Origin of the sequence: Ileibacterium valens (assembly GCF_001945525.1) — a bacterium.
Classification (GTDB): domain Bacteria; phylum Bacillota_I; class Bacilli_A; order Erysipelotrichales; family Erysipelotrichaceae; genus Ileibacterium; species Ileibacterium valens.
Window position 1 is genome coordinate 1 of sequence record NZ_MPJW01000286.1, and the last position, 23,036, is coordinate 23,036.

At 45.7% G+C, this 23,036-nt stretch carries 26 protein-coding genes and 1 pseudogene; 23 read left to right on the forward strand and 4 right to left on the reverse strand.

Features of this window, described 5'->3' with window-relative positions:
- A pseudogene (locus BO222_RS13880) lies at positions 1 to 293 on the forward strand (hypothetical protein); the annotation flags it as partial.
- A 408-nt stretch (positions 294 to 701) separates the two neighbouring features.
- On the opposite strand, the gene BO222_RS12965 reads toward BO222_RS13880, so the two are convergent.
- Together BO222_RS12965 and BO222_RS12970 are read right to left on the reverse strand one after the other, a co-directional pair.
- Positions 702 to 1,361, reverse strand: a complete 660-nt coding sequence (locus BO222_RS12965) for an MgtC/SapB family protein (protein ID WP_075821127.1) — start codon at positions 1,359 to 1,361, stop codon at positions 702 to 704.
- 263 nt (positions 1,362 to 1,624) lie between these two features.
- Complete coding sequence (locus BO222_RS12970) at positions 1,625 to 2,017, reverse strand: YccF domain-containing protein (protein ID WP_075821128.1); 393 nt, start codon at positions 2,015 to 2,017, stop codon at positions 1,625 to 1,627.
- A gap of 403 nt (positions 2,018 to 2,420) precedes the next feature.
- Here BO222_RS12970 and BO222_RS14315 point away from each other — a divergent pair, with 403 nt between their 5' ends.
- The 3 genes from BO222_RS14315 (at position 2,421) to BO222_RS12980 (ending at position 4,250) form a co-directional block, all read left to right on the forward strand.
- Positions 2,421 to 2,549: a hypothetical protein gene (locus BO222_RS14315; RefSeq protein ID WP_269843634.1), complete on the forward strand. Its 129-nt coding sequence runs from the start codon at positions 2,421 to 2,423 to the stop codon at positions 2,547 to 2,549.
- A gap of 153 nt (positions 2,550 to 2,702) precedes the next feature.
- The gene (locus tag BO222_RS12975; RefSeq protein WP_075821129.1) at positions 2,703 to 3,065 is read left to right on the forward strand and encodes a hypothetical protein; all 363 of its coding nucleotides are present in this window, start codon (positions 2,703 to 2,705) and stop codon (positions 3,063 to 3,065) included.
- Between the two features lie 39 nt (positions 3,066 to 3,104).
- Positions 3,105 to 4,250 (forward strand): hypothetical protein, encoded by a 1,146-nt coding sequence (locus tag BO222_RS12980; RefSeq protein ID WP_075821130.1) that lies wholly within the window; start codon positions 3,105 to 3,107, stop codon positions 4,248 to 4,250.
- A gap of 48 nt (positions 4,251 to 4,298) precedes the next feature.
- Here the strand turns inward: BO222_RS12980 and BO222_RS12985 are convergent, their stop codons facing one another.
- Positions 4,299 to 5,177 (reverse strand): MFS transporter, encoded by an 879-nt coding sequence (locus tag BO222_RS12985; RefSeq protein WP_233131276.1) that lies wholly within the window; start codon positions 5,175 to 5,177, stop codon positions 4,299 to 4,301.
- Between BO222_RS12985 and BO222_RS13885 the strand changes: the two genes are divergently transcribed.
- From BO222_RS13885 to BO222_RS13055, 14 genes are all read left to right on the forward strand, one after another.
- A complete protein-coding gene (locus BO222_RS13885) occupies positions 5,061 to 5,486 on the forward strand; it encodes a hypothetical protein (RefSeq protein ID WP_158024622.1) in 426 nt (141 codons plus the stop codon). The genes BO222_RS12985 and BO222_RS13885 overlap by 117 nt on opposite strands.
- A gap of 1,177 nt (positions 5,487 to 6,663) precedes the next feature.
- The gene (locus BO222_RS12995; protein ID WP_075821133.1) at positions 6,664 to 6,846 is read left to right on the forward strand and encodes a hypothetical protein; all 183 of its coding nucleotides are present in this window, start codon (positions 6,664 to 6,666) and stop codon (positions 6,844 to 6,846) included.
- Between the two features lie 160 nt (positions 6,847 to 7,006).
- Complete coding sequence (locus BO222_RS13000; RefSeq protein WP_233131274.1) at positions 7,007 to 7,516, forward strand: AAA family ATPase; 510 nt, start codon at positions 7,007 to 7,009, stop codon at positions 7,514 to 7,516.
- Between the two features lie 185 nt (positions 7,517 to 7,701).
- Positions 7,702 to 7,992, forward strand: a complete 291-nt coding sequence (locus BO222_RS13005; protein ID WP_075821134.1) for a hypothetical protein — start codon at positions 7,702 to 7,704, stop codon at positions 7,990 to 7,992.
- Positions 7,993 to 8,108: 116 nt separating this feature from the next.
- Positions 8,109 to 9,056, forward strand: a complete 948-nt coding sequence (locus tag BO222_RS13010) for an Abi family protein (RefSeq protein ID WP_075821135.1) — start codon at positions 8,109 to 8,111, stop codon at positions 9,054 to 9,056.
- Positions 9,057 to 9,148: 92 nt separating this feature from the next.
- On the forward strand, positions 9,149 to 9,580 hold the full coding sequence (locus BO222_RS13015; protein ID WP_075821136.1) for a phage tail family protein: 432 nt from the start codon (positions 9,149 to 9,151) through the stop codon (positions 9,578 to 9,580).
- Positions 9,580 to 12,450: a phage tail protein gene (locus BO222_RS13020; protein WP_075821137.1), complete on the forward strand. Its 2,871-nt coding sequence runs from the start codon at positions 9,580 to 9,582 to the stop codon at positions 12,448 to 12,450. The genes BO222_RS13015 and BO222_RS13020 overlap by 1 nt, the downstream gene beginning before the upstream one ends.
- The gene (locus BO222_RS13025; RefSeq protein WP_075821138.1) at positions 12,447 to 12,893 is read left to right on the forward strand and encodes a hypothetical protein; all 447 of its coding nucleotides are present in this window, start codon (positions 12,447 to 12,449) and stop codon (positions 12,891 to 12,893) included. Before BO222_RS13020 ends, BO222_RS13025 begins: the two co-directional genes overlap by 4 nt.
- Positions 12,890 to 14,410 carry a hypothetical protein gene (locus BO222_RS13030; protein WP_075821139.1) on the forward strand — a complete coding sequence of 507 codons (1,521 nt, stop codon included), beginning with the start codon at positions 12,890 to 12,892 and terminating at the stop codon, positions 14,408 to 14,410. The genes BO222_RS13025 and BO222_RS13030 overlap by 4 nt, the downstream gene beginning before the upstream one ends.
- Positions 14,411 to 14,422: 12 nt before the next feature.
- Complete coding sequence (locus BO222_RS13035) at positions 14,423 to 15,145, forward strand: hypothetical protein (protein WP_075821140.1); 723 nt, start codon at positions 14,423 to 14,425, stop codon at positions 15,143 to 15,145.
- Positions 15,132 to 15,563 carry a hypothetical protein gene (locus BO222_RS13040; protein WP_144266788.1) on the forward strand — a complete coding sequence of 144 codons (432 nt, stop codon included), beginning with the start codon at positions 15,132 to 15,134 and terminating at the stop codon, positions 15,561 to 15,563. Before BO222_RS13035 ends, BO222_RS13040 begins: the two co-directional genes overlap by 14 nt.
- The gene (locus BO222_RS13045) at positions 15,560 to 15,781 is read left to right on the forward strand and encodes a holin (RefSeq protein ID WP_233131275.1); all 222 of its coding nucleotides are present in this window, start codon (positions 15,560 to 15,562) and stop codon (positions 15,779 to 15,781) included. Before BO222_RS13040 ends, BO222_RS13045 begins: the two co-directional genes overlap by 4 nt.
- Complete coding sequence (locus tag BO222_RS13050) at positions 15,774 to 16,133, forward strand: hypothetical protein (RefSeq protein ID WP_075821142.1); 360 nt, start codon at positions 15,774 to 15,776, stop codon at positions 16,131 to 16,133. The genes BO222_RS13045 and BO222_RS13050 overlap by 8 nt, the downstream gene beginning before the upstream one ends.
- The gene (locus BO222_RS13055) at positions 16,130 to 17,086 is read left to right on the forward strand and encodes an N-acetylmuramoyl-L-alanine amidase (RefSeq protein WP_075821143.1); all 957 of its coding nucleotides are present in this window, start codon (positions 16,130 to 16,132) and stop codon (positions 17,084 to 17,086) included. Before BO222_RS13050 ends, BO222_RS13055 begins: the two co-directional genes overlap by 4 nt.
- Before the next feature lie 80 nt (positions 17,087 to 17,166).
- On the opposite strand, the gene BO222_RS13060 is transcribed toward BO222_RS13055, so the two are convergent.
- Positions 17,167 to 18,273 carry a YecA family protein gene (locus BO222_RS13060; protein ID WP_075821144.1) on the reverse strand — a complete coding sequence of 369 codons (1,107 nt, stop codon included), beginning with the start codon at positions 18,271 to 18,273 and terminating at the stop codon, positions 17,167 to 17,169.
- Between the two features lie 204 nt (positions 18,274 to 18,477).
- On the opposite strand from BO222_RS13060, the gene BO222_RS13065 reads away from it, so the two are divergent.
- The 5 genes from BO222_RS13065 to tnpA form a co-directional block, all read left to right on the forward strand.
- Positions 18,478 to 18,747: a hypothetical protein gene (locus BO222_RS13065; RefSeq protein WP_075821145.1), complete on the forward strand. Its 270-nt coding sequence runs from the start codon at positions 18,478 to 18,480 to the stop codon at positions 18,745 to 18,747.
- Positions 18,744 to 19,853, forward strand: coding sequence for a DUF2800 domain-containing protein (locus BO222_RS13070; RefSeq protein ID WP_075821146.1), 1,110 nt, complete (start codon positions 18,744 to 18,746; stop codon positions 19,851 to 19,853). Before BO222_RS13065 ends, BO222_RS13070 begins: the two co-directional genes overlap by 4 nt.
- A complete protein-coding gene (locus tag BO222_RS13075; RefSeq protein ID WP_075821147.1) occupies positions 19,837 to 20,382 on the forward strand; it encodes a DUF2815 family protein in 546 nt (181 codons plus the stop codon). Before BO222_RS13070 ends, BO222_RS13075 begins: the two co-directional genes overlap by 17 nt.
- Positions 20,366 to 22,621 carry a DNA polymerase gene (locus BO222_RS13080; RefSeq protein WP_075821148.1) on the forward strand — a complete coding sequence of 752 codons (2,256 nt, stop codon included), beginning with the start codon at positions 20,366 to 20,368 and terminating at the stop codon, positions 22,619 to 22,621. The genes BO222_RS13075 and BO222_RS13080 overlap by 17 nt, the downstream gene beginning before the upstream one ends.
- A gap of 127 nt (positions 22,622 to 22,748) precedes the next feature.
- On the forward strand, positions 22,749 to 23,036 hold a 288-nt coding region (tnpA, locus tag BO222_RS13085; RefSeq protein ID WP_198931968.1), incomplete at its 3' end, for an IS66 family insertion sequence element accessory protein TnpA.

Here is a 23,036-nt window from a genome sequence, read left to right on the forward strand (position 1 = left end):
ATGATCCGCTGGTTGCGGCCCATAACAACAGTTCGGAAGAAGCGTTTGTCTCTATCGCAAGAGGCCGTCATAACTGGCTGTTTGCGTACAGTGAAGACGGGGCCAGAGCGCTGACAGTGCTGTCTTCCATAACCAAGACAGCCAGGCGCTGCGGACTGAATGTCCTCAAGTATCTCGAACTGGTGATGAACAGGTTCCGGGAATGGCGTGAGTCAGCCATTCCGTCTGATGTCATCGAGAGCGTTCTTCCCTGGAATGATGAAATCAGAGAACTCTGCGGACTGTCAGTCTGAATCAATAATATTTCAATGTAAAAAAGGCGAAGATCTTTGCGTTCTGCAGCTTTCCTGAGAGGAAAGCTGCAGAATTCAAAAGATTCTTCGCCTTTAATGGTATATAGGCAATTTCAATTCGGGCAACCCATCAAATATAAAGAACTTACAATTAATCATAAATAAACTGAATGATCTGGTCAATAATGAAACCGATCCATCAAACGTAGAATGATTTTATAAGAACATATCGAGATGAGTGATCCGGCAATAGAAACGGACGATTTCTATCAAATGCTTCTGAGGAAGCAGCCCATTTTTTAATAGTTCGAGTATCGCAATCAGGTTGATGCTTTCTTTTTCATAACTGAATGCTGCACAGATGACAAGATCATCGGTGTGGATAAGAAACTGAGAATAATAGCAGTATCAGTCAGTAGGATAAAGAAAGCGGAAAGAAGAAACAGAGGGATTGCTGAAAATTTCTGTCTCCCACTTTTCTCTGACGTCTTTGTTTTCAAAATCCATCTGCAGACGGATGAGATATTCCTTTTTTCCATGTTTTTCAACTCTGTGCCAGCTCATAGATGACTGATTTTCCTGGATCAGCTGATTGAGAGCATCGATCGAATCACACGTGATCATATAGGAATCCTGTCTGTCTCTGTGGTTTTTCTCCAGCAGATGCAGAACGTTCGTTCCAATCACCAGCAGGATGGAAGCCAGGATAGCCAGCCAGTATAATCCCGCTCCGGCAGCCATCCCGATCGCAGCTGAGCACCAGATGGTTGCGGCATCGGTCAGACCTTCGATATTGGCATGCCGTTTGATAATAATGCCGGTTCCAAGAAATGAAATTCCACTGACAATCTGAGATGCAATTCTTGTAGGGTCAAAGTTCTGAGAATCCGCAAAACCGTATTTGGAGATCAGTATGAAGAGTGCGGAAGCAAAGGCGACCACCATATGAGTTTTGATCCCGGAAGGTTTGTTGCTTCGTTGCCTTCCGTATCCGACAATGATGCCGCAGATTCCGGCAAATACAATCCGAATCAGCATGACTCCTGTAGAAAGATCAGTCAGATTCATCCATTGTCTCCTTTCCGAAACAGCCGCATTTAGGGGCGCCTGTCCTTTTATACAAAGAATTTAGCATACAGAAACAAGATCTCTCTTTTAGATGCAATCAGTCAGGACAGTAAGTTTCAGTCTGAGATCTGATCATTAGACAATCGTCCTAGTTTTTTAGGTTCTTCAGTTCTGATTCTGAACAAAAAAACCGCCAGAAGGCGGTTTCTCAAAATTCAGAAGATCAGAATCCTGGCGGATCTCTGAATTCTTCAGAATGCTGATCAGAGATCCGGATAAGGTCCCACGGTATTGTTTGGAACAATACGGCTGCCAAAAGGCATGAAGGCCAGTTTCGCAAACTTGAAGCACTGCAGTCCGAACGGAATACCGATGATCGTGATGCAGAGCGCAACTCCGTTTACGATTGCACCAGCTGCAAGCACCCATCCTGACAGCAGAATCCAGATAATGTTGAGCAGAAAGCTTCCAGTTCCTCCGCCGTAAATGACGCGTTTTCCAAATGGGAAAAACGCGAGTCCAGCAAATTTGAAGCACTGAACGCCGACAGGGATGCCTACGATTGTAATGCACCATAAAACTCCAGCTACTGCCCAGAGAATCCCCTGCCAGAGACCGCAGCAGATAAACCACAATATATTCATCAGAATGTTCATTTCATTCCCCTCGAACTTAATCCATTCGCAGATCTTATTATAGGCTTTTTATTGTATATGGAGTTTTTTAGCAACAAAAGCGAATTTTGAAACTGTAAGAATTACGCACTGTGTTTTCTTCATCATAACCGGCTGGGCAGACTGTTCACTGAGAACTGAGCGATCTGATCCGGGCAGTATTTTTTTCTCTTCTATTCTGGAATTTCTCAGTTTTCGGGATAATTCCTGGTTTATTGTCAAATAAAAGCTGCTATATGATCCAGCAACACCTTCTATAACGCTTTGCAGTCACGTTTTCAGTCATATTTCTGATGTTGAAAGCGTAGTGCGCTATCGTTGATTTAAATTATGAGAGGCAATTTATACTACATATTCATTTAAGGAACAGGAAGGTAAAAAACCAATGAAATCCAACAAAGCAGCAATGACCGGTGTATGTCTGGCTCTTGCCCTGATACCATGTTTTGAAACACTCAATGTTTATGCCGCAGAACCGGATGTAGATGGCCAGGAATCTGCGGATGAAACTTAACTCCTGGATCCATCACAATCTGAAAACAGTCCAGATACATCTGCTCTGACAGATCCAGTCAGTGCAGATGCTCAGACTAATACGGCTGGCGAGCAGACTGATGCTCAGACAAAAGAGACTGAAAATACTGCACAGTCATCCGAAGAGCAGGCTTTGCCAGATTCAGAACAGCCTCAGAATTCTGAAGAAATACTGACAGAGTCTGACCCGGCTTCTGAACAGGAAAAAACAGAATCAGATGCAGAGTCTTCGTCGAGTGACAACTCTGATCAGCAATCAGAAGAACAGACAGACAAAGAAGAAAATCCGCAATCTGAAGAAACAGAAAATACAGATACGGATGATGAAACAAAAATAGATGATTCAAAACCGGAAGTAGAACTGACTCCGGAAGAAATTGATGCGAAAAACAAAGAAATTCAGGAACACAACGAAGAAGTCGACCGGATCAATGCTTCTCTGAAGGAAAAATATGAAGAAGACCTGAAAAAATATCAGGAGGACTATGAACGGTAGGCCTCTGAGAACAAAATCCAATCCAATGGCAATCTAACGATGATTGGCGAACTGGGCAAGCCGGGTAAAGACTATTATTCGGATATTTCTGTTCTGGTCACAAAAGATGAAGCCGATACAGACGATATCATCTGGCTTCAGGGCGTCAAATGGAATGAGGACACCGAAATTCTCGGTGATTCTGATCTGATTAAGACGGATACCCAAACCGGTCTTATGGGTGATGTGAGAATAAAGGGATCCGATTTCTGTGGAGTGCTTGACCGCAATACGTACTGGACAGGACAGAACAGCGCCTATTATTACCTGACAAAAGTCTGTCAGAATTCCGGATCAGTCACGTTTACCAATGTGACCACAGATTCCAATGGCCACAAAATTGACATGACAATCCGCTTCTCCCCTTTCAGTGTTCTTCCTGATACAGCAATCGGAGATGATGCCTCCAACCTGCTGATGCTTTTCAGAGCCCCAGACCAGTCCTTTGAATTCAACCAGAATTCCCGGATTGTAACAAAGCTCAATCTTTCTGAAATTTCTTTCAGCTACAACGATGACAAGGAACATAAGCCGATTCATGCGGGAGTTGTCATGATGGCCTCCGATATTGATGGAGGACAGTCCATCCATACAGACTTCGGCAATCAGATGACCTATGTGGACCCGGATTCCAATGTCTTCCAGGATGGAGATACTTTCGGAATTGTGGATCTGACCAGAAACAATCTGGATGGCCTGAACAGCTCTCCGGAAGGCACCGTCATTCTCGTTGGGATCGGTCAGAATTTCTTCTACAACTTCAATCAGGAGACTGTAGAAAACGCCAGGAAAAATGCCACCGGAGCCGGTGACTGGGATAATCAGCTGAATGTGTTCAGCCGGGGCTTCTGGCTTAATCTCTTCGGCAATACAACAACCATGAATATTGTTTCAAAGCCGGTCCCACCGCAGTATCTCGGGTATCTCCCGCTGATCGCGATGCCAAAACCCGATACCCCGAAAACACCGGACAAACCGAAAACACCAGATCATCAAAAGACTCCGGCAACGCCTAAAATACCAGAAGAACCGAAACAGACTCCTGAAGCGCAGACTCCAGTAATGATGACTTATAATACACCTCATACCGGAGTTGCTGTCGGTTCTATTGCAGCCTCGAGGCCTGAAGGATTCCTTTCCAGCTGAATCCATCGGGCCTTCTTTGTTCATTGGACCACTGAATTATCAGTTTGATCAGGAAAACAGCTTCTGATCTGTTCCTGCCGGCAGTCTGAAAACCAGAAGAAGAATGATCGCCACAATCATTACGGCTGCCAGAGCCAGGAAACAGGATGAATAGCCTAAGGCATCGATCATGTTTCCAGCCATACTGTTGAAAACAATCGCTGCAAGGTTTTTGACGGTGGCAGCGATGGCCAGAGCGGTGATCTGAGAACCGGAAGACACCAGAGAGTGGACTATCTTCAGGTTGACCATGATAAAGAGCATGCTTCCCTGCGTCTTCAGAAGCATAATTACAAATTCTTTCAGCCCGAGCATCGCAGGCAGACCATAAACCAGCATCTGTGTCAGCATAATGCCAAAAGCCGCCAGACTCAGTGTCTTGTTTTTCATTCTATCCATAAACTTATCCGCAAAATACACCATCGGCAGCTGCATCAGGACAGCGATACTGAGAATGGTTGAAGCCATGGAAGGCTCTACTCCTTCTGATGTCAGCATGCTTGGAACAAATGTATTCATCGCCTCATTGACACCATTGAACAGAGCGAATATGACAAGATAGAAAACGAATTTTCGGTTGAGCAGCAGGCTGCGGAAACTGACTTTTGCACGGCCTTCGACTGGCAGTGCAGCAGGAATACCAGTTTCAGTACGTTTCATCCTGAAAACAGATCTTGAATTTGCAGCCTGATCGTTTTCTGTCAGGTGCATTCCATAAATACAGAGAAGCATGCTTAAGACAAATGCGATGAAAATTGCTGCTGGACTGACATGCTGATAGAGAAAACCGGCGGCTCCATTAACCTGCTCGACTGGTGTGATGGAGTGCTTTCTTCCATTGGAATCGAATGGTACGCTAAAGCCATACCGAAGGGTATGATTCTGGATGGCCCGACATTCTTCGGAATGCAAAACGGCAAGCTGCGAGGCGGTGGAGAAGCCGGAAAAGAGGTTGTTATCGGAGCGCAGTCTCTTATGCAGATGATCGATTCCGATATCCGCAACGCCTTGAACCTGGCAGGGACCGAAAGCAGTGAACCCGTTATAATCGATTTTGGCCAGATGGAGAACAGCCTAAGACGGGCCATGGCAGACTCGAAAGTCGAAGTCAGCCTGGTCGTCGATGGAAGAATTTTGGCCAGACAAATTGTTAAGCCAATGGATCAGGAACTGGCTAATTTATCTAATACCCGATGAGAGGAATACAATTAATGACCTTCAGTTATAACTTTCCTTATGATTTTCAGAGTAAATTGGTCAGATTAATGAATAAGAATTTTGACTCTAAAATAGTCAGTGCGATTCAAAATTGTAATTATACTTACCAAGATATAGGATTCGCATACAATGTTGGTGTTACCGGAAACACTTGGGATAAACATAATTAGATTTTATTTTTGAGATAGATCGAGATTCAATTGACATATTAGTAAGAAATTAAATAAAGTTTTTACGTTATATAGATTTTGCCTTAGACAGTGATCGAACTGGGTATATTTCAAGAGGCGTTGAATTTCTTGAATCAGAGGATATCGCCCATATTGATTTACCTGAAAAGGATGAAGAAACGCTTTCTGTCTTAAAAGAAGATATTGAGATATCGATTGTCAATGGTACACCAACATTAGTCTTGGATCGACTCCATACGTACTCAACAAAATGTATTAGAGACTTATGTCAAAAATATGATCTGCCAATCAAAAAGGGAAACTCAGAGAATTATCTTCCCTATCGAGTCTCGCAGGAGAACTGGCTAAGTATTATGAAAATCTAGCGATTATTGATTCTAAGTTTTCCATAAGTTCGATGAAAATGGGAATGTCTATTCTTGAAGTTTTTAACAAAATCAGAAACGATCAAAGTTATGCTCTTGTCAACGAAGTCTTGAATAATATTGAAGCTACATATATGGCTAGAACGATTTCTGCATTACTTATATTTATCGATGATATCGAGAAATACTCTAATTGGTAAACTGCAAAAGTTCATTTTTTAATAACTTGGTATTTTGTTTGATACCCTTTTCCACACAGCCAAGGACTGGAAACTGCATTTCGTATCTCTCCAGATCGATCAACTTCAGTTCAGACCTTCCAGCTCAATGTCCCAGGACGCGATGGTGTCTTTGACCTGACGGATATGCTCTTTGGCCATACAGCCCACCTCAATAGGACGATCACTATGAAATTTTAAAGCGCCAAAACTCTTCAGCCAGCATTGCCAGCCGAAAGGATTCTTCAATTTTGAGTTTCAGTGACCGCATATCCCGCTGCCGCATTTTTCCATTTCCGGCTACATCAACCCTTTAGATTGGCTCGATGGTGATCTTCCCTCCATCGGTGTTGAATGATACGCTAAAGCCATACCAAAAGGCATGATCCTGAATAGCCCGACAATCTTTGGAATACAGAATGGAAGGATTCTCGGTGGTGGTGAATCCGGCAAGAACGTTGTTGGAGCTCAGTCTTTGATAAGTATGAACAATGAGGGAATTCGAATCGCCGTGAGTCTGATGGCTCCTGTCAGCCATGAACCTTCTGTGATTGAATTTGACTAGTCCGTCATGGAAAGAAGCTTGAAAAGTGCCATGACGGACTCGAAAGTCGAAGTGAGTCTTATCGTTGATGGAAGGATTCTGGCATACAGATTGTGAAGCCCTTGGATCAGGAACTGGCAAAAATGAGTAAGGTTCAATAAATAGGAATTTGCAGATGTGAATGATGAAAGCTTTATATATGATTGGTGGCACTATGGGGGTTGGAAAAACAACGGTATGCCAGCAGCTTAAACGAGATTTACAACATAGCGTATTTCTTGACGGAGATTGGTGCTGGGATGCAAGTCCCTTTCAAGTAACCGATGAAACCAAAGCAATAGTGATTGATAATATCTGCTATTTGTTAAATAACTTTTTAAAATGTTCTGCCTATGAAAATATAATTTTCTGCTGGGTTATGCATGAGCAGAGTATTATCAATTCTATTCTTGAAAAGTTAGATACAAAGAACTGTGCAGTGAAGTGTACCTCTCTTGTTGCAAATGAAAAGAGTCTACGGGACAGATTATCAAATGATGTTGAAAGAGGTATTCGTACTGCGGATGTTATTGAAAGAAGTGTTGCACGAATACCGCTATATCAAGTACTCAACACCATTAAAATTGATACCAATAAAAAGACTGTGGCTATGACTGTGGCTATGATTGTTAATGAAATTAAGCAACTCTGACATGTATAACTTCCGGTTTTATAGAAAGTTATCTGATCTTTATCAGCTGGACTTTTTCTTTCAGGAGATGATGGAATACCAGGCATTCAGTTTGACAATCTTTATGACACTTATCAGGACTGAAAGCTGCACTTCACTTCTCTTAAGATTAACGAGCCGGAAATCCAGGCTTACCAATCTTTGGAATGCAGAATGGAAAACTGTTCGATGGCGGTGAATCCGGCAAAGAAGCCGTTGTGGGTGCTCAGTCTTTGATGAGTATGCTCCATTCTGCTGTTCAAAGTAGTATAATGGACCGGACTTTTGAACAGCCACAAGCAATAGAAATCGATTATTCCAGAATTGGCCAGGAAATGAAAAATGCTGTTTTGGCTCTCAGCCTGAAAGCCAATCTTTCCATGGATGGGAGAGCTCTGGCTAGACAGTTGGTAAAACTGGTTGATCAGGAACTTGCAAAACTATTGAGAGGAAGATAAATTGGTTTTATTATTGACCAAATATCAATTTTAGCTTATTATGGAGTCACTAAGAACGACAAGGAATTCTACGGAACTTGTACGTGTAAGAAGGTCTCCATTTCGGAGGCCTTTTTATGTTGGATAATGTAAATCAGAAACCATTCAAATCTGTGACAGAGCAGGTTTCGATTTTGAAGAGTCGGGGTTTAATCATAAAAGATAAGGGGGCCGCCGCCCGTTACCTTCTATTTAACAACTACTATAATGTTGTCAATCACTTTGGAAAGTTTTTTCAAGACGGATCTGACTGTTATATTAATGGTGCATCGTTCGATGAGATCCGTTACTTGTTTCAACTCGACAAAGAAATAAAATCACTTCTGTTTAGATCTTGCTTAGATATAGAAAAGAGTCTTAAAGCGCTGACTGCATATTATTACTCAGAACAATTTCGAGCTCCTTATTCCTATTTAGACCGGAATAACTACCAAAAACCGGAAAATGAATATACTCAAAAATGCATTAATAAGTTGCAAGATTTGCTCCAACAATACCAAGATTCAGGGCCCGATAATGCCATATCTCATTATGTAACAAATTATGGACACGTTCCATTATGGGTTCTTACCAATGTGATGGATTTTGGTACGATTAACAGTTTATATAAAAATATGCCATTCACAGTTCAAAATAATGTCGCTAAGTGTTTCTCAGATGGCATTTTTCGAGAATATCATACGAGGGTGCACTTACCGCCAAATTATTTTTGGAAATTTATGTACGCCATCCAGGAATTACGGAATACCTGCGGACATAACAATCGTCTATTGAACCACAACTTTAAATATTCTGTCCCTTTTATTAGTTTTTTATATTCCTCAGATTATGAAAGGTCGCTGGATAGATCACACGTTTATGATATTTATCTTGCTACCAAACTTTTTTTGCCAAAAAAGCAATTCGATGACTTGACCAGGGCTATCAAAAAGCGAATGAGGAATTATCTAAAAAGCAGAATAAAAAGTATTCCGTGCACTGTTATTCTTGATAGTTTAGGATTTCCATCTGATTGGATAGATTGAACCGCACATCTAATAACGATTCAAGAAAGTACCAGTTTGATTTTAGTCCAGCCTAACCAGCTGGGCTTTTTTCATGGAAAGGAGGTCTGCCTGTGAATCTTGGTGTCACTTTCGATAACCTCTACCACACCGTCAAAGACTGGATGCTGCGCTTTGCATCTCTTCAAATCGACGAACCCAGTATCCAGACCTATCAATTGACCGTTCCTGGTCGTGATGGAATTCTTGACTTGACGGATGCTCTATATGGGCGCACAACCTACCTGAACCGGACAATCACTATGAACTTCTGGACGGAGTTCGATCATGATGGCCATCTGCAATCCGAGCTGATGAACGCTCTGCACGGAAAGCGGATGACTTTTATCTTGGACAATGACCCGGAATATTGCTGGACAGGCCGTCTTTCCGTCCATGTTCAGAAGAACTGTCCTGCCATCACGGAAGTGATGATAACCGCGGATTGCGAACCCTATAAACAACCAGTCACTAAATTGGGTGCGCCCCTGGAAAGGAGTCTTTGATGTATACCGTTTATTCCAACACGACCTGCCTCATGGACCCTTCCATATCGCTGCTGCTGATTGACCCTGTGTTAGACCTTGCCATGAATGAAGCAGGGTCTTTTTCTTTCTCGATCCCTGCCTCTCATCCTGCTTATGAAGCCATTGAACACGGCATGCGGATCACCGTTTCCAAGGATGACGAACCAATCTTTTATGGACGCGTCAATCGCATCGAGACGGACTTCTACAAAACAAAGTCTGTAGAAATCCAGGGGGAGCTGTCTTATCTGGCAGACACGATTCAGCGTCCAGCCGAATATCATGACATGTCTGTTCGCGGATTTATCCAGACGCTGCTGGATAACCACAACGCCCAATCCGCAGAAACGTTCGAGCTGGGCGTGGTGAATATAACCGATCCCAATGACTCGCTCTATCGATATACCAACTATGAAGACACGCTGTTTTGTTTGATGGATAAAGTCATCAATCGTCTGGGCGGGATTATTCAGATTCGGCATGAAAACAATCACCGGTATCTGGATATCCTGAATAGCTACCCTCGTGTTTGTGGACAGCCGATCCACTTCAAGGAAAACCTGATGGATTACGTCTGTAACAGCGAATCGACGGAACTGGCAACAGTTGTCATTCCTCTAGGTGCAACTTTAGAAGACCGTCAGATTGAGGCCCTGGAAGAGAGAGTTTCCATTGCCGCCGTCAATAACCAGAAAGACTACCTGGAAGCACCAACAGCTATTGCCAAGTACGGACGAATCTGCAAAGTCGTCACATTCGAAGATATCCACACGCCTTCGCTACTGAAAACCAAAGGTCAGGAATGGCTGGGGCACAACCAGTACGAAGATCTGCAATTGGAGGTCAGCGCGGTCGATCTCTCGATGCTGGATGTGAATGTCGATGACTTCCGGCTGCTTGATCGCATCCGGGTGCAGTCCGACTATCACCAGATCAATGAAGTCTTCCCGCTGACCAGCATGACGATTCATCTGCTGCAGCCAGATCAGAATCTGTATCACCTTGGCGGAAAGCCTGTCTCCTTTACCAGCAGCTCCAGAGCCTCCCAGGTTTCCGTCACCCAGAAAGTACAGGCGCTTAGAACACCAAATTCTCTTCTGGAAGAGGCAAAAGAACAGGCGACACAGCTTTTGAACACATTCGGAAAGTACGGGCAAGTCGTTCAAGTCCAGGATGAGCAGGGACAGATCCAGGAGATCTGCATCATCGATACAGGAAATCTGGAGACCGCCCAGAACGTCTGGAGATGGAATATGGGCGGTCTTGGTTTCTCTTCCAATGGTTATGCCGGCCCATATCAGACCGCCATGACGATGGATGGAACCATTGCGGGAAATATGATTGCTGCAAACTCCATCGCAGCGGATAAGATCGACATATCCTATCGCACCAGTGTGGAGAAAAACATCTCCGATAGTCTGGAAGCTGCCAAAGCGGACACCTCCGAAAAGCTCAAAGCTTACTGGATACAGGTGGAGACAGAATCACGGATCTCCAACGCCATGGACTCCATCAGTCTTTCCGTTTATCAGCAGGCTAAAAACTATACCGATGGTCAATTCCAGGAAAAACTCTCGCAGTACTATTCCAAAAGCGAGATAGACCTGAAGACCGATTCGATTCAGCTGCAGGTTTATCAAGAGTATGCTTTGCCAAACAACCTGCTGCCGTATACAGCGGATTGGGGCAGCACATACACCTTGAAACGGCATGCCAATTGTGCGGTCTCCAATTCGTATGTGAGTGGAGCAAAGACGATGCAATTCGACGATTCCATCTCTGGAGATGTGGAGATCTTGACATCTCAGGGAATCAGCATTTCATTCAATCAGAATCACTACTACACCTTCAGCGCCTACATACGAGGAGCACAACCCTCACCGGTAACCCTTGAAATCCGTACTGGAAGAAAACTGCTGGAAGCTGTGAAAACAACCAACAGCAGCAGCACCATGACTCTTGAAGCAGATCAGACAACCGGTGTGATTGCCGCCACCATTAAACCGCCTTCCTATGATTACCGGATCTCGATCACTTTCCGCGTGGGGAGCAGCGCATCGCCCTCAACGTTCGGGATCACGCTCAAGAAGACTGGAGCACCTGGCACATCTAATTTCGTAACGTTCTCCCGTTTCAAACTGGAAGAAGGACAGAAAGCGACGGACTATCAGAAAAAGATGTCGGAATTGACCACTATGCAGGCATCAATTCAGATGAACTACGATTCCATCGTTTCGACCGTTTCCACCAAGGTTGGAACCAGCCAGATCGCTTCCTATATTCAACAGAATGCTGAAGCAGTTCGCATCGCCTGGAGCAATATTTCCAATTACATCGAATTCAGCGGCGGGACGATCAATATCTTCTCCGCCTCTTCAAAGACAGCTGCCAATCGGCTCATGCAGCTTGGTCAAAGCGGAATGACTTTCTGGCGCGACAGCTATAACCTGGGACGAATCGGTGTCAATTCTTTCACGGGCTATTCTTCAGCTCGAGGACTCGTATTCGATCTTGATCCTGATGGCGCTTATATGGCCTGGACGGCTAAAGTCAGCAGCTCTGGAAATTATATTGTCCAGATGCTCTATGCAAATAAGAGCTTTGGTGATTATGTTCGTGATCATCTCTACTTCAGCTGTGAAGTAGACTTTTTCGACAATGCCGACTTTCATTACCACCACCTGAAAAACTGCAATCTGCAGCAGCCGGATATTGTCAACAGCAGCGGGTATTCCGGTTTTGGCAGTTGGTCATCTCCCACCAGCATCAAACTGCCAATTTCCATCAATTCAGATGGAACCGTTCAGGAGTGGTACAACTGCAAAATCTCAGGAGGTGTGATCTATTGAGTGAATATATATTCCCGGCATGCAGCAAGGCAGATGAAGTCCAGCCAATGGACCATTCAGTTCAACAGCGGACGCAATCTGTCGTGACACAAGAGGAACTGAAAGGAGCTACCGATGAAATTAACCAACGCACAAATCTTCGACTTAGCCTGCTCGCTGGAAGGATTGATGGAACAGACTCTTCCTGTGAAACTGGCGTTTCAGCTCAGTCAGATCTTCTGAGTCTTGAAAGTCTGAGGCGTTCCATCGCACTGGTCATTGAGAAATTGCCCAAAGGTAAAAATGGAGTTCCGGAAGAAGAGCCATTCACGGAATTGTTGGCAATCGAAAATGAGGTGGCTATCAATCCGATTGATTCTGAAGAGCTTTTCAAGGCGATGGATACCATAACGCCAAGACAAGCCATGGCATTAGTACCGATTCTGAAAGGCGGTGGACAATGAGCATCCTGCAATTACAAGTCAGCCAGCGGGTACTGTCCGGGTCTGATCTCAATCCGATTTTTTCCGGAACCCAAAACGTGGATTCGATCAAGGTAACCTTTGATGCTGAGTGGAGCGGATTTGCCAAAACAGCAGTCTTTTCCAGAAATGGACTGGACTGCTATTTTTCTGATCTGGACAATTCTGGCCAGACCCTTATTCCTACAGCTGTCCTGGAAGAGTCCGGAACGATTTTCATTGGCATCATGGGCGAGAAAGGAAACCAGAGAATCACATCCTCCCTCGTTCGATACCGTGTTGGTGTGGGAGCCAGTGTAACGGATCTTCTTGATCCCGATACGGTTCATTCTTTGATGGATCTGGTGAACGAGGCTCTTGCGGATACTGGTGGTATTACCGGAAAGCGGACAGGAACAACCTTCACACCTTCCGTTTCTTCTGCTGGCGTCATCTCATGGACCAATGATGGTGGACTGGATAATCCAAGTCCGGTCAATATCAAAGGTGCACAAGGAGTCGGCGTACAGTCTGCGTCCGTCTATCTGGCCAGATCGTCAAGCAGCACTTCCGCTCCGACCAGCGGCTACTCAACAAGTGTTCCAACGCTTACGTCTAGCTACCGCTATCTTTGGGGCTATTTACGATTCACGCTGACCAATAACCAGACAACAGAAACAGCCAAAATGATCATGGGTGTTTACGGAAATACAGGAGCACAAGGTCCCTCCGGCGTTTCACCAACCTTGAGTGCAACAAAGGCGGATAAAACAACAACCATTACGATCACAGATGCTAACGGGACCAGAGAGCTCGCTCAAATCCTAGACGGAACCGATGGAAGTGATGTCACCAGCAAAATTTCCAGCATTGTCCAGTACTATTGCAGGTCTTCGTGCAATTCAACAGTTCCTACTGCCACTTCCGGATGGAGTACAACCCTTCCAACCCTGAACTCTTCTTATCCGACGATGTGGACGTATTTCAAAGTGAACTACGAGGACGGTTCAAGCGTAGACAGCCAACCCGTGCTGATTGGAAATTACAACGAACGGTTAAGCTCTGTGAGCGCCTATTTCCTAGTTACCTCGACTTCCGATACGCCCTCGAGCTCTGCTTCGGGATGGACAACATCGGTTCCAACCCTCACATCCGGCAGTCCTTATCTTTGGTGTCATTTGCGCTTTACGTTCTATGCCCATCGATCTTCTTCCACCCATGTTGTTTACTCGAATGTATTTCTGTTGCGAACTTACCAGGCCTCCGGATCAGCATCCGGTCTGATCTTGAACTACACCGGATATCAAAGCACGTTGGATACAACCCAAGGCGACGCAGCATTATCTGCTATCCAGATGGGAATCATGCCGGTGATCTTCACCAACAACAACTATTATCAAGTCATCTTTGTCGAGCCGTATGAGGTCTGTGGCCAAAAATGCTTGAAATTGTACTATTCATCCACATCGTGTTCGTCCACTTGCATTCTCAACTGTATTGAGTGGAGAACATCGGCCTAGGAGGTGATAAGGATGGTCGATATCAAAATTGTCGCTTCCCGCCAGCGTCAGGAAATGGCAGAAAACTTACGGGATACTCTAGAACTTACCGATCAGGATATTTTCTATGATGAAAGCTCTGAAACTGGAAATCCCTATCTTCCAGTCAAGCAAACCTGGCTGCTTCCTCACGCGGAAGGAATGACCCACAGAGTCGTATTGAACGATGATGTCCAGGTATGTAATGGATTCAAACAGATCATTGAACAAATGACGCAGTCACATCCTGATTGCGCTTTTTCGCTTTTCACCATGGCCTTTGACGGAGATTGTTACAACGACTTCATTAGCGGACTGGATAGCCCCTATATCCGGCACGACTGGTCGATGTGGGGATGCGCCATTCTGCTGCCAATTGGTATTGTCGAAGAATGCTTCAACTATATCGATGCCGTCTTTGGTGAAGATGCTCTGGAAAGCCATGGAATTCTCAGCTTTCTCAAACACAAGCAGATTCCGGTGCTTTCCACCATTCCAGTAACGGTTCAGCACATTGGGGACGACTCTTTGTATGATCCCAGTCTTCCGGTGCGTCGAACGACTCGCTTTGAAGAAAACCCAACAGCAGATTGGACGTCAACCAAAATTGAGAACCCACCGGTGTTGGAATGGTTCAAGCCCAGACAAATCGGCAAAGTGGAAGACCGGACAGATTGGATTCTGAATATCTTGAGAGGAGTGAATGTTGATGAATGAAGACGATAAACTGACCCGCTTTTTGCGAAGTCTGATTGTCTTTCTGACCAAAGAGGTCGTAAACGCTGGCGGTGATCCAACAGAGTTTGATCTTGGCTTTCCTGTGTACAAGCAGAACGCCTCTTACAAGGCTGGTGAGATCTTCCGGAATCGGGAATCTGACCAGCCTTTTGAATGCCTTGTCGACTACGACGGCAGCATTCATCCCGACTGGTATCAATCCGTCGCCACCATCTGGATACCGTATCACGGAAAAGACAAAGATCACGCCTATCCTTGGGCAGCGCCAAGCGGTGCTCATGATCTGTACAAGTCTGGAGAGTTCATGACCTTCACAGACGGAGAGATTTACAAGGCACTGAGCGATACAGCGTTCAGTCCCACGGATGCCCCACAGATGTGGGAGAAGCAAGCATGAAAGGAGATGTTACCATGAGCAACAAAACGAAAATCTGGATTAAAGCAGCAGCCGTCCGCGCAATCAAAACTGTAGCGCAGACGGCTGTTGGCGTTATTGGAGCTTCTGCTCTGATTACCGAGGTCGACTTTCTTGTCGTCCTTTCTGCCTCCGCACTGGCTGGTCTGGTCAGCCTTCTGACTTCTGTAGCCGGTCTTCCGGAGGTGGAGAATGCCTGAACTGGAAACAAGCATTGTCTGGCTTGGAGCCATTGCAGGAGCACTCTCTTCGATTGCAGCGCTTCTGTCTTTGGCTTTCAAGCCATTTTTAAAACTCAAAGAACGTGTGAAGGTCCTGGAAGATGAGATCCGCACCCTGAAAGAGGAGCTGGCGGAGCACCAGGACAAACTCAACAAAGACCATCACAGCTTTCTGCTGCAGCAGGATGTAAACCGGCTTCTTTTGGAATCCACATCCAACCTGCTCAAGCACAACGTGGATGGCAACAATACCAAACAGATGATGGACTGCGCCAGACGAATCGATGACCTCGTGTTCGCCCGTGGCAGCAGCATTAAGGAGGAACTATGACCTATTCGACACTGATCAATGGATCGACACCGATCTACAATAAATGCAATCCCAGAACTTCCAAAATCACCAAGATCACTCCTCACCACATGGCGGGAAATATGGGTGCAGCTGCTTGTGCTAAGTATCATCGGGACTGTGACCGCCAGGCGTCTGCCAACTATTACATCGGTACCGACGGCACGATCTGGGGCGGTGTTCCGGAAGAGTTCAGAGCCTGGACGTCCAGCTCCTGGGAGAATGACAATCAGGCCATCACAATCGAGGTGGCCAATTCCGCTACTGGTGGAAATTGGCCAGTCTCCGACACAGCTTTCATCGCCCTGATCAGACTTTGCAAAGACATCTGTACCCGCTACGGCATTCATCTGACCTGGACTGGTTCTCCGTCTGGAACGCTGACCTGCCATGACATGTTTGCAGCAACCAACTGTCCGGGACCGTATCTGAAGTCGAAGTTTCCTGAACTCGTCCGCCAGGTCAATGGTGGTGTAGTCCTCAACGAGCCAACAAGAAAATCCGTTGATGTGATCGCGAAGGAAGTCATCAACGGAAAATGGGGTAATGGAGACGATCGACGAAACCGGCTGACCACTGCCGGATACGACTACAATGCCGTTCAGGCCAAGGTCAATGCTCTGCTGGGACAGAAAGCTACACCCGCTGCTCCTGCAAGGAAGTCCAACGATGTGATTGCCCAGGAGGTCATCAATGGCAAGTGGGGCAACGGAAACGACCGAATCAACCGACTGAGAGCAGCTGGGTATGACCCTAATGCCATCCAGTCTCTGGTCAACCAGAAACTGGGAGCAGGAAGGAAGAGCGTCGATACAATTGCCAGAGAGGTCATTGCCGGAAAATGGGGTAATGGCCAGGACCGCGTTACCCGACTGAGAAATGCCGGGTATAATCCAGCAAGCGTACAGAAGCGTGTAAACGAAATTCTGAAATAGTGAAACAGCCAGCAGGCTTCACCGTCAGTGGTGAGGCTTGCTGGCTTATTTATTATTTCCTTAATCAAAACTACAATGCTTTAAATAAAATCTTCTTCTGATGTGTCAGCTGGAGGTTTAAGAGAGAAAAGGTCAAATCCCGGATCTGCAAAAGGATCAACTGGTTCAAGGCTCCTGAGCGGGAAAACCGAAGAAAATAAATATTGATTTTCGAAAATATCCTTTTGTACCGGATCCCAGTTTTCCCAGCTATCTGGATTAACAGCCAAATTATCCGTTGTTTCACAAATAAGAGTGTTAAGAAAGTTTTTCTTTTCATTCTCGGTGATCGTGCTGAATTTTCTTCGGAATGCTTTCAACTTTTCTGAGTCTTCTTTTAGCCAGGCAACCAGTGCGTAAGTTTTCTCTTCTTCAGGAAAAACAGAAAAGTATAAATGGTGAACAGTACTATTCGGATTTCCCAGATCCGTGATCTTTTTCTTGTCAGGACCGAAAGTCGGCGTATCAAAACCAGAGGCTGAAAAATAAATAGGACCATCGAATTCCCAAACAAAGCTTTCAAGACATGAATAATCTTTAGTGATTATCGCGTTATCAAATACCCTTTTATCTTTGTCAAAGTCACTAATTGCTAGATCAACTCCAGAAGCGTTAGCAAGTTTTATCGCCAATCTTTTATCTAACACATCGTTCATCTTGTGCATTTCTAGTTTCTTGTGATATTGGTAGGCAAAAGCTCTATAAATATGTAAAAAAATTTGCTCCTCTGTAGCAGTAAACGGCTTGTCTTCTATAGGTTGGAACAAAGTCTTGTCATGATAGCCGCAAAAGCCAGAAAATGTGGATACGATTTTGCACCCTTGCTTTTGAAATGGATTAAACCCATCTTTAAACTTTTTTACAAGAGGATTTATGACCAATCCATTTTTTGATATTTTCTTTAGTATCTTATTTTTCTGAATAGAATGCGCCTTGATGATTGCTTCTGAACATTCGTCATGGTTAGGATGCAGACATTGCATAATTTTGCTACCTTTAGACGCCTTGTCAAACTCCTCAATCATATCCTGGGCTCGCGGACGTGATTTTAGCTTCTCATTGATCTGTTCGTCAGAAAGCCCCCAGCAACATTTTTTGTATTTCCTCCCACTTCCACACGGGCATGGATCATTACGGCCAACTTTCAAACTGTTTATCTCCTCTCATCACTCACTATTGTGTTGATTATTACTAATATGGGCACTCAAATACTAAGCATTCCAATGCAATCTAGTCCACTTAGTATCACTTGTGAAGTTATTTAGCCTTCCTAGCGTAATCTAGGAAGTTTTTTATTTTTCCTGTCACAATCCTACCTTCCTCACGGCTACCCAGTGAAGGAGGTAATCACCATGGATGAATTCCAAAAAGAACTTCTCAATGTTCTGAACAGAATTGCCGACGCTCTTTGCAAATCGACGCCGGCTCCAGTGATTTCTACGCCACCCGAGCAGCCAAAGATGTCTCTCGAAGAAGTCCGTGCAATTCTCGCTGAAAAATCCCGAGCCGGTTTTACAGCGCAGATCCAGCAGCTTCTTGAAAAGTATGGCGCAAGCAGACTTTCCAAGATCGATGCAGCTCACTACCAGGCTCTTGTCAAAGATGTGGAGAAATTGAAATGAGTCACAGCATCCTCTCTCCATCCTCATCGCATCGTTGGCTTCATTGTACGCCATCCGCAAGGCTTGAAGAACCCTATCCGGATACTTCCGGTCTTGCAGCCAAAGAAGGAACAGCCGCTCATGCCCTGTGTGAGCACAAACTGAAGACCGCTCTTGGCACGGAGTCGGTCCGTCCGGAATCAGACTTCCAGGATGAAGCAATGGAACAGCACTCCGACGAGTACGTCTCCTGGATTCTGGAAACCATCAAGGATGAGGTCAAGCCAGTCATCATGATCGAACAGAAGCTGGATCTCTCTGAGTACGTTCCAGAAGGTTTTGGGACTGCCGATTGCATTATCGCCAGCGGAAATAAGCTGCATGTGATCGACTTCAAATACGGCCTGGGCGTGTTGGTCAATGCAGAAAACAACACCCAGATGATGCTGTATGCGCTGGGAGCACTGGAACTGCTCGACGGGATCTTCGACATTGAAACCATCGAAATGACGATCTTTCAGCCACGCAAAGAAAACATCAGCTCCTGGACCATCACACCCGATGAGCTGAAAACCTGGGCTCATGAGATTCTCAAGCCCAACGCGGAGCTTGCCTTTAACGGTGAGGGTGAACTTTGCAATGGTTCCTGGTGCCAGTTTTGCAAAGCCGCAGCCAAATGCAGAAAGCGAGCTGAAGCTGCGCTTGAACTGGCTAAGGATGAATTCAAAGATCCGACCAGCCTTTCCGATGAAGAAATCGAGCAGGTCCTTCCCAAACTGGACGATCTGATCAAATGGGCAGAAGAGATCAAAGAGTATGCCCAACAGAAAGCGCTGAAAGGCAAAAAGTGGAGTGGCTTTAAGCTCGTCGCTGGCCGTTCCAACCGCAAGTACGTGAGTGAAGCCAAAGTGATCGCTGCTTGTCAGGCAGCAGGCTTCACAGACATCTACAAGAAAAGTCTGAGAACCATCACAGATATGGAGAAAGTCATGACAAAGCCCGTCTTCCAGGAGATTCTTGGAAGCCTGGTCACGAAACCAGTCGGAAAACCAACCCTGGTTCCTGTCTCAGACAAACGAAAAGAAATCGAATTTACGGAGGAAACTGAAAATGAAAGCAAACACTAAAGTCGTAACTGGTAAAGAAACCCGCCTATCCTACTTCAACGGATGGAAACCCGTCTCCATCAATGGCGGAGATGAAAAATACTCTACCCAGATCCTGATCCCCAAGGATGACCTGGATACACTGGCTGCTATCGAAAAAGCAGTGGACGCAGCCATCGAAAATGGTCTGGCCAAATTTGGTGGCAAGAAGCCAAACAAGCAGGCCATTAAACTCCCTCTGCGTGATGGTGATATCGAACGAGATGACGATGTCTACAAAGGCCACTACTTTCTGAACGCTTCCAGCACGGAAGTGCCACAGATTGTTGACCGTCGTGTTCAGCCAATCCTTGACCAGAGCGAAGTCTACTCCGGCTGCTACGCCAGAGTTTCTCTGAACTTCTACGCGTTCAACACCAATGGCAACAAAGGTGTCGCCTGCGGTCTTGGCAACATTCAGAAGATCAAAGACGGTCCTCGTCTGGGCGGCAGAACAACCGCAAACGACGACTTCGTCAGCGAGGATGCCGACGATGACTTCCTCTCGTAGGCTGTTCATCGACATCGAGACCTCTTCTACTACCGACTTATCCAAAGCTGGTGTTTACCGCTATGCAGAGAGCGAGGATTTTCAAATCCTGCTCTTTGCATTTTCCTTTGATGGAGATCCCGTCGAAGTCATCGACATGAAGCACTTTGAAGCCCTGCCTGATTTCCTAATCGAAGCCATTCTCGATCCGGATGTGATCAAAGTAGCACATAACGCAGCCTTCGAAAGGATTTGTCTGTCCAGGTATTTCAGAGATCTTGGAATGCTCGACGATTACGAGTTTCTTGATCCGGAAGATTGGCAATGTTCTATGGTCCATGCAGCTACGCTTGGACTGCCGCTTTCATTGGACCAGCTCTCACAGGTATTAAACCTGGAACGGCCAAAGCTCAAGGAAGGCAGAGCGCTCATCAAGATGTTTTGCAGCGGTCACACCGAGCATGAAGATCCAGAGAAAGGGCAGCTTTTCAAGGAGTACAACAAGCGGGATGTGGAAGCAGAAATCGAGATCGAACAGCGGTTGATAAAGTTTCCGGTCAGAGCGTCTATATGGACGGAGTACCAGTTAGACCAGCGGATCAACGATTCTGGTGTTCTGGTCGACATCAACCTGGCCACCCACGCTCTGGAAATCAGTGAATCTGCCAAAGAATCCCTGCTCAAGCGTCTTCAAAAGATGACCGGATTGGAAAACCCCAACTCACCATCACAGATGAAGGAGTGGCTTCTACAGCAGAATCTGCCAACAGATACCCTCAACCAGAAAGCCATGAAGGCTCTGATGGAGAAAGCCTCGGACAAAGTGCGAACCGTTCTTGAACTGCGAAACCAGCTGGCCATGGCCTCGGTCAAAAAGTATGAAGCCATGCTCAACTCAGCCTGTTCTGATGGAAGAATCCGCGGAATGTTCCAATTCTACGGAGCTATTCGCACAGGCCGCTATTCTGGCCGTATTGTGCAGCTCCAGAATCTCCCCAGGAACAAAATGCCGGATCTCAAAGAAGCAAGAAGTCTTGTTGCTGATAAGAATATACAAGCCTTGGAAATACTTTATGATGATATTCCAGACACGCTTTCTCAGCTCATCAGAACCGCACTGATCGCTCCCGAGGGAAAAGACTTCATTGTCGCTGACTACTCTGCGATCGAGGCAAGAGTTCTCTCCTGGTTGGCGGAAGAAGAATGGCGGCAGGCGGTCTTCAAAGAGAACGGTGATATCTATTGCGAAACGGCCAGCCGAATGTTCAAGGTTCCCGTGGTCAAACACGGTGTGAACGGAGACTTGAGACAGAAGGGCAAGCAGGCGGAACTGGCGTGTATTGCCAAAGGTGAGCTTGTCTTGACAGACAAAGGACTGGTCCCGATTGAAGAGGTCCGTTTAGACCATCGTCTGTGGGACGGAGAAAACTGGGTTACACACGAAGGCGTGATTGATAAAGGTATTCGCAGGGTTATGACCTACAAAGGATTAACGGCCACTCCAGATCACCTTGTTCTTTATCGAGGATCTTGGGCACCGTTAGGAATTGTGTCTCTTCTTCAAACCGACGAACCTTACGACGAGTTTTTTGAAGCCCAAACCTACGACATCAAGAACGCAGGTCCCCACCATTGCTTTACCGTTTCCGGAAAGCTCGTCCACAACTGTGGCTATGGCGGCTCAGTAGGAGCGATGAAAGCCATGGGCGCTTTGGATTTTGGAATGAAGGAAGAAGAGCTCAAGCCGCTGGTTGATTCCTGGCGTCAAGCCAATCCGAAGATCGTCAAGTACTGGTGGGCAGTTGATGCTGCCATCAAGAAAGCACTCAGAACCAAGCAGCCAGTCTTTCTCAAGAACCTGGTCTTCTCATACACATCAGGCATCCTCTTCATTCAACTGCCGTCTGGAAGGTCCCTGGCTTATCCCAAGCCAAAGATCGAGACCAATGAATATGGAACAGAATCAGTGACCTACATGGGTCTGGGCTTGAACAAGAAATGGGAGCGGCTGGAAAGCTACGGTCCGAAGTTTGTCGAGAATATCACACAGGCGATTTCACGAGATCTTCTCATGAACGCCATGAACAACTGCCGGAAATACAAAATAGTCGCCCATGTCCACGATGAAATCATCGTCGAAGCCGATCCCAGCATGTCGGTGGAAACAATCTGCCAGAAGATGTGTGAGCTGCCGTCATGGGCCAACGGTCTGGTACTCAATGCCGAAGGGTACAGAACTCCCTTCTATTGCAAAGATTAGGAGAACAACATGGTCACCAAGGAAAACAAGAAAACAATCTATCGAAAGTAACCTTTTGAAATTTGCACGGGCTTAGATCCTCCGGTTCCAGTCGATATTCTGTATTCGACTAGAACTGGAGGATTTTATGCATAATTATCTGTTTTCCAAATCCCGTGAACTGAATCAGGAACAGTGGATGAACCTGGTTGATCAATATCAGGTGTCAGGTCTGACTCAGGCTGGCTTCTGCGTCCAAAACGGCCTGGCTTTATCCACCTTCCAGTACTGGCGCAGAAAAGCTGCCGCCGTATCGCCTGCTTCAGCGGCTCTTGAATTCGTAGAAATTGACAGGACGGTCTTCCTGGATTTGGAAGGATCAGACGAGAGTCCAAAGCCGGTGATTGAAATCACTGACAGCGACCGAACGATCCGT

What these genes read in the sequence shown, in the direction of transcription:
- BO222_RS12965 (WP_075821127.1), bottom strand. Translation starts at nt 1,361, where the DNA reads ATGAATCTGACTGATCTTTCTACAGGAGTCATGCTGATTCGGATTGTA.
- BO222_RS12970 (WP_075821128.1), bottom strand. Translation starts at nt 2,017, where the DNA reads ATGAACATTCTGATGAATATATTGTGGTTTATCTGCTGCGGTCTCTGG.
- BO222_RS14315 (WP_269843634.1), top strand. Translation starts at nt 2,421, where the DNA reads ATGAAATCCAACAAAGCAGCAATGACCGGTGTATGTCTGGCTCTTGCC.
- BO222_RS12980 (WP_075821130.1), top strand. Translation starts at nt 3,105, where the DNA reads ATGATTGGCGAACTGGGCAAGCCGGGTAAAGACTATTATTCGGATATT.
- BO222_RS13885 (WP_158024622.1), top strand. Translation starts at nt 5,061, where the DNA reads ATGCTGATAGAGAAAACCGGCGGCTCCATTAACCTGCTCGACTGGTGT.
- BO222_RS12995 (WP_075821133.1), top strand. Translation starts at nt 6,664, where the DNA reads ATGATCCTGAATAGCCCGACAATCTTTGGAATACAGAATGGAAGGATT.
- BO222_RS13000 (WP_233131274.1), top strand. Translation starts at nt 7,007, where the DNA reads ATGATGAAAGCTTTATATATGATTGGTGGCACTATGGGGGTTGGAAAA.
- BO222_RS13005 (WP_075821134.1), top strand. Translation starts at nt 7,702, where the DNA reads ATGCAGAATGGAAAACTGTTCGATGGCGGTGAATCCGGCAAAGAAGCC.
- BO222_RS13010 (WP_075821135.1), top strand. Translation starts at nt 8,109, where the DNA reads ATGTTGGATAATGTAAATCAGAAACCATTCAAATCTGTGACAGAGCAG.
- BO222_RS13020 (WP_075821137.1), top strand. Translation starts at nt 9,580, where the DNA reads ATGTATACCGTTTATTCCAACACGACCTGCCTCATGGACCCTTCCATA.
- BO222_RS13030 (WP_075821139.1), top strand. Translation starts at nt 12,890, where the DNA reads ATGAGCATCCTGCAATTACAAGTCAGCCAGCGGGTACTGTCCGGGTCT.
- BO222_RS13035 (WP_075821140.1), top strand. Translation starts at nt 14,423, where the DNA reads ATGGTCGATATCAAAATTGTCGCTTCCCGCCAGCGTCAGGAAATGGCA.
- BO222_RS13040 (WP_144266788.1), top strand. Translation starts at nt 15,132, where the DNA reads ATGTTGATGAATGAAGACGATAAACTGACCCGCTTTTTGCGAAGTCTG.
- BO222_RS13045 (WP_233131275.1), top strand. Translation starts at nt 15,560, where the DNA reads ATGAAAGGAGATGTTACCATGAGCAACAAAACGAAAATCTGGATTAAA.
- BO222_RS13050 (WP_075821142.1), top strand. Translation starts at nt 15,774, where the DNA reads ATGCCTGAACTGGAAACAAGCATTGTCTGGCTTGGAGCCATTGCAGGA.
- BO222_RS13055 (WP_075821143.1), top strand. Translation starts at nt 16,130, where the DNA reads ATGACCTATTCGACACTGATCAATGGATCGACACCGATCTACAATAAA.
- BO222_RS13065 (WP_075821145.1), top strand. Translation starts at nt 18,478, where the DNA reads ATGGATGAATTCCAAAAAGAACTTCTCAATGTTCTGAACAGAATTGCC.
- BO222_RS13070 (WP_075821146.1), top strand. Translation starts at nt 18,744, where the DNA reads ATGAGTCACAGCATCCTCTCTCCATCCTCATCGCATCGTTGGCTTCAT.
- BO222_RS13075 (WP_075821147.1), top strand. Translation starts at nt 19,837, where the DNA reads ATGAAAGCAAACACTAAAGTCGTAACTGGTAAAGAAACCCGCCTATCC.
- BO222_RS13080 (WP_075821148.1), top strand. Translation starts at nt 20,366, where the DNA reads ATGACTTCCTCTCGTAGGCTGTTCATCGACATCGAGACCTCTTCTACT.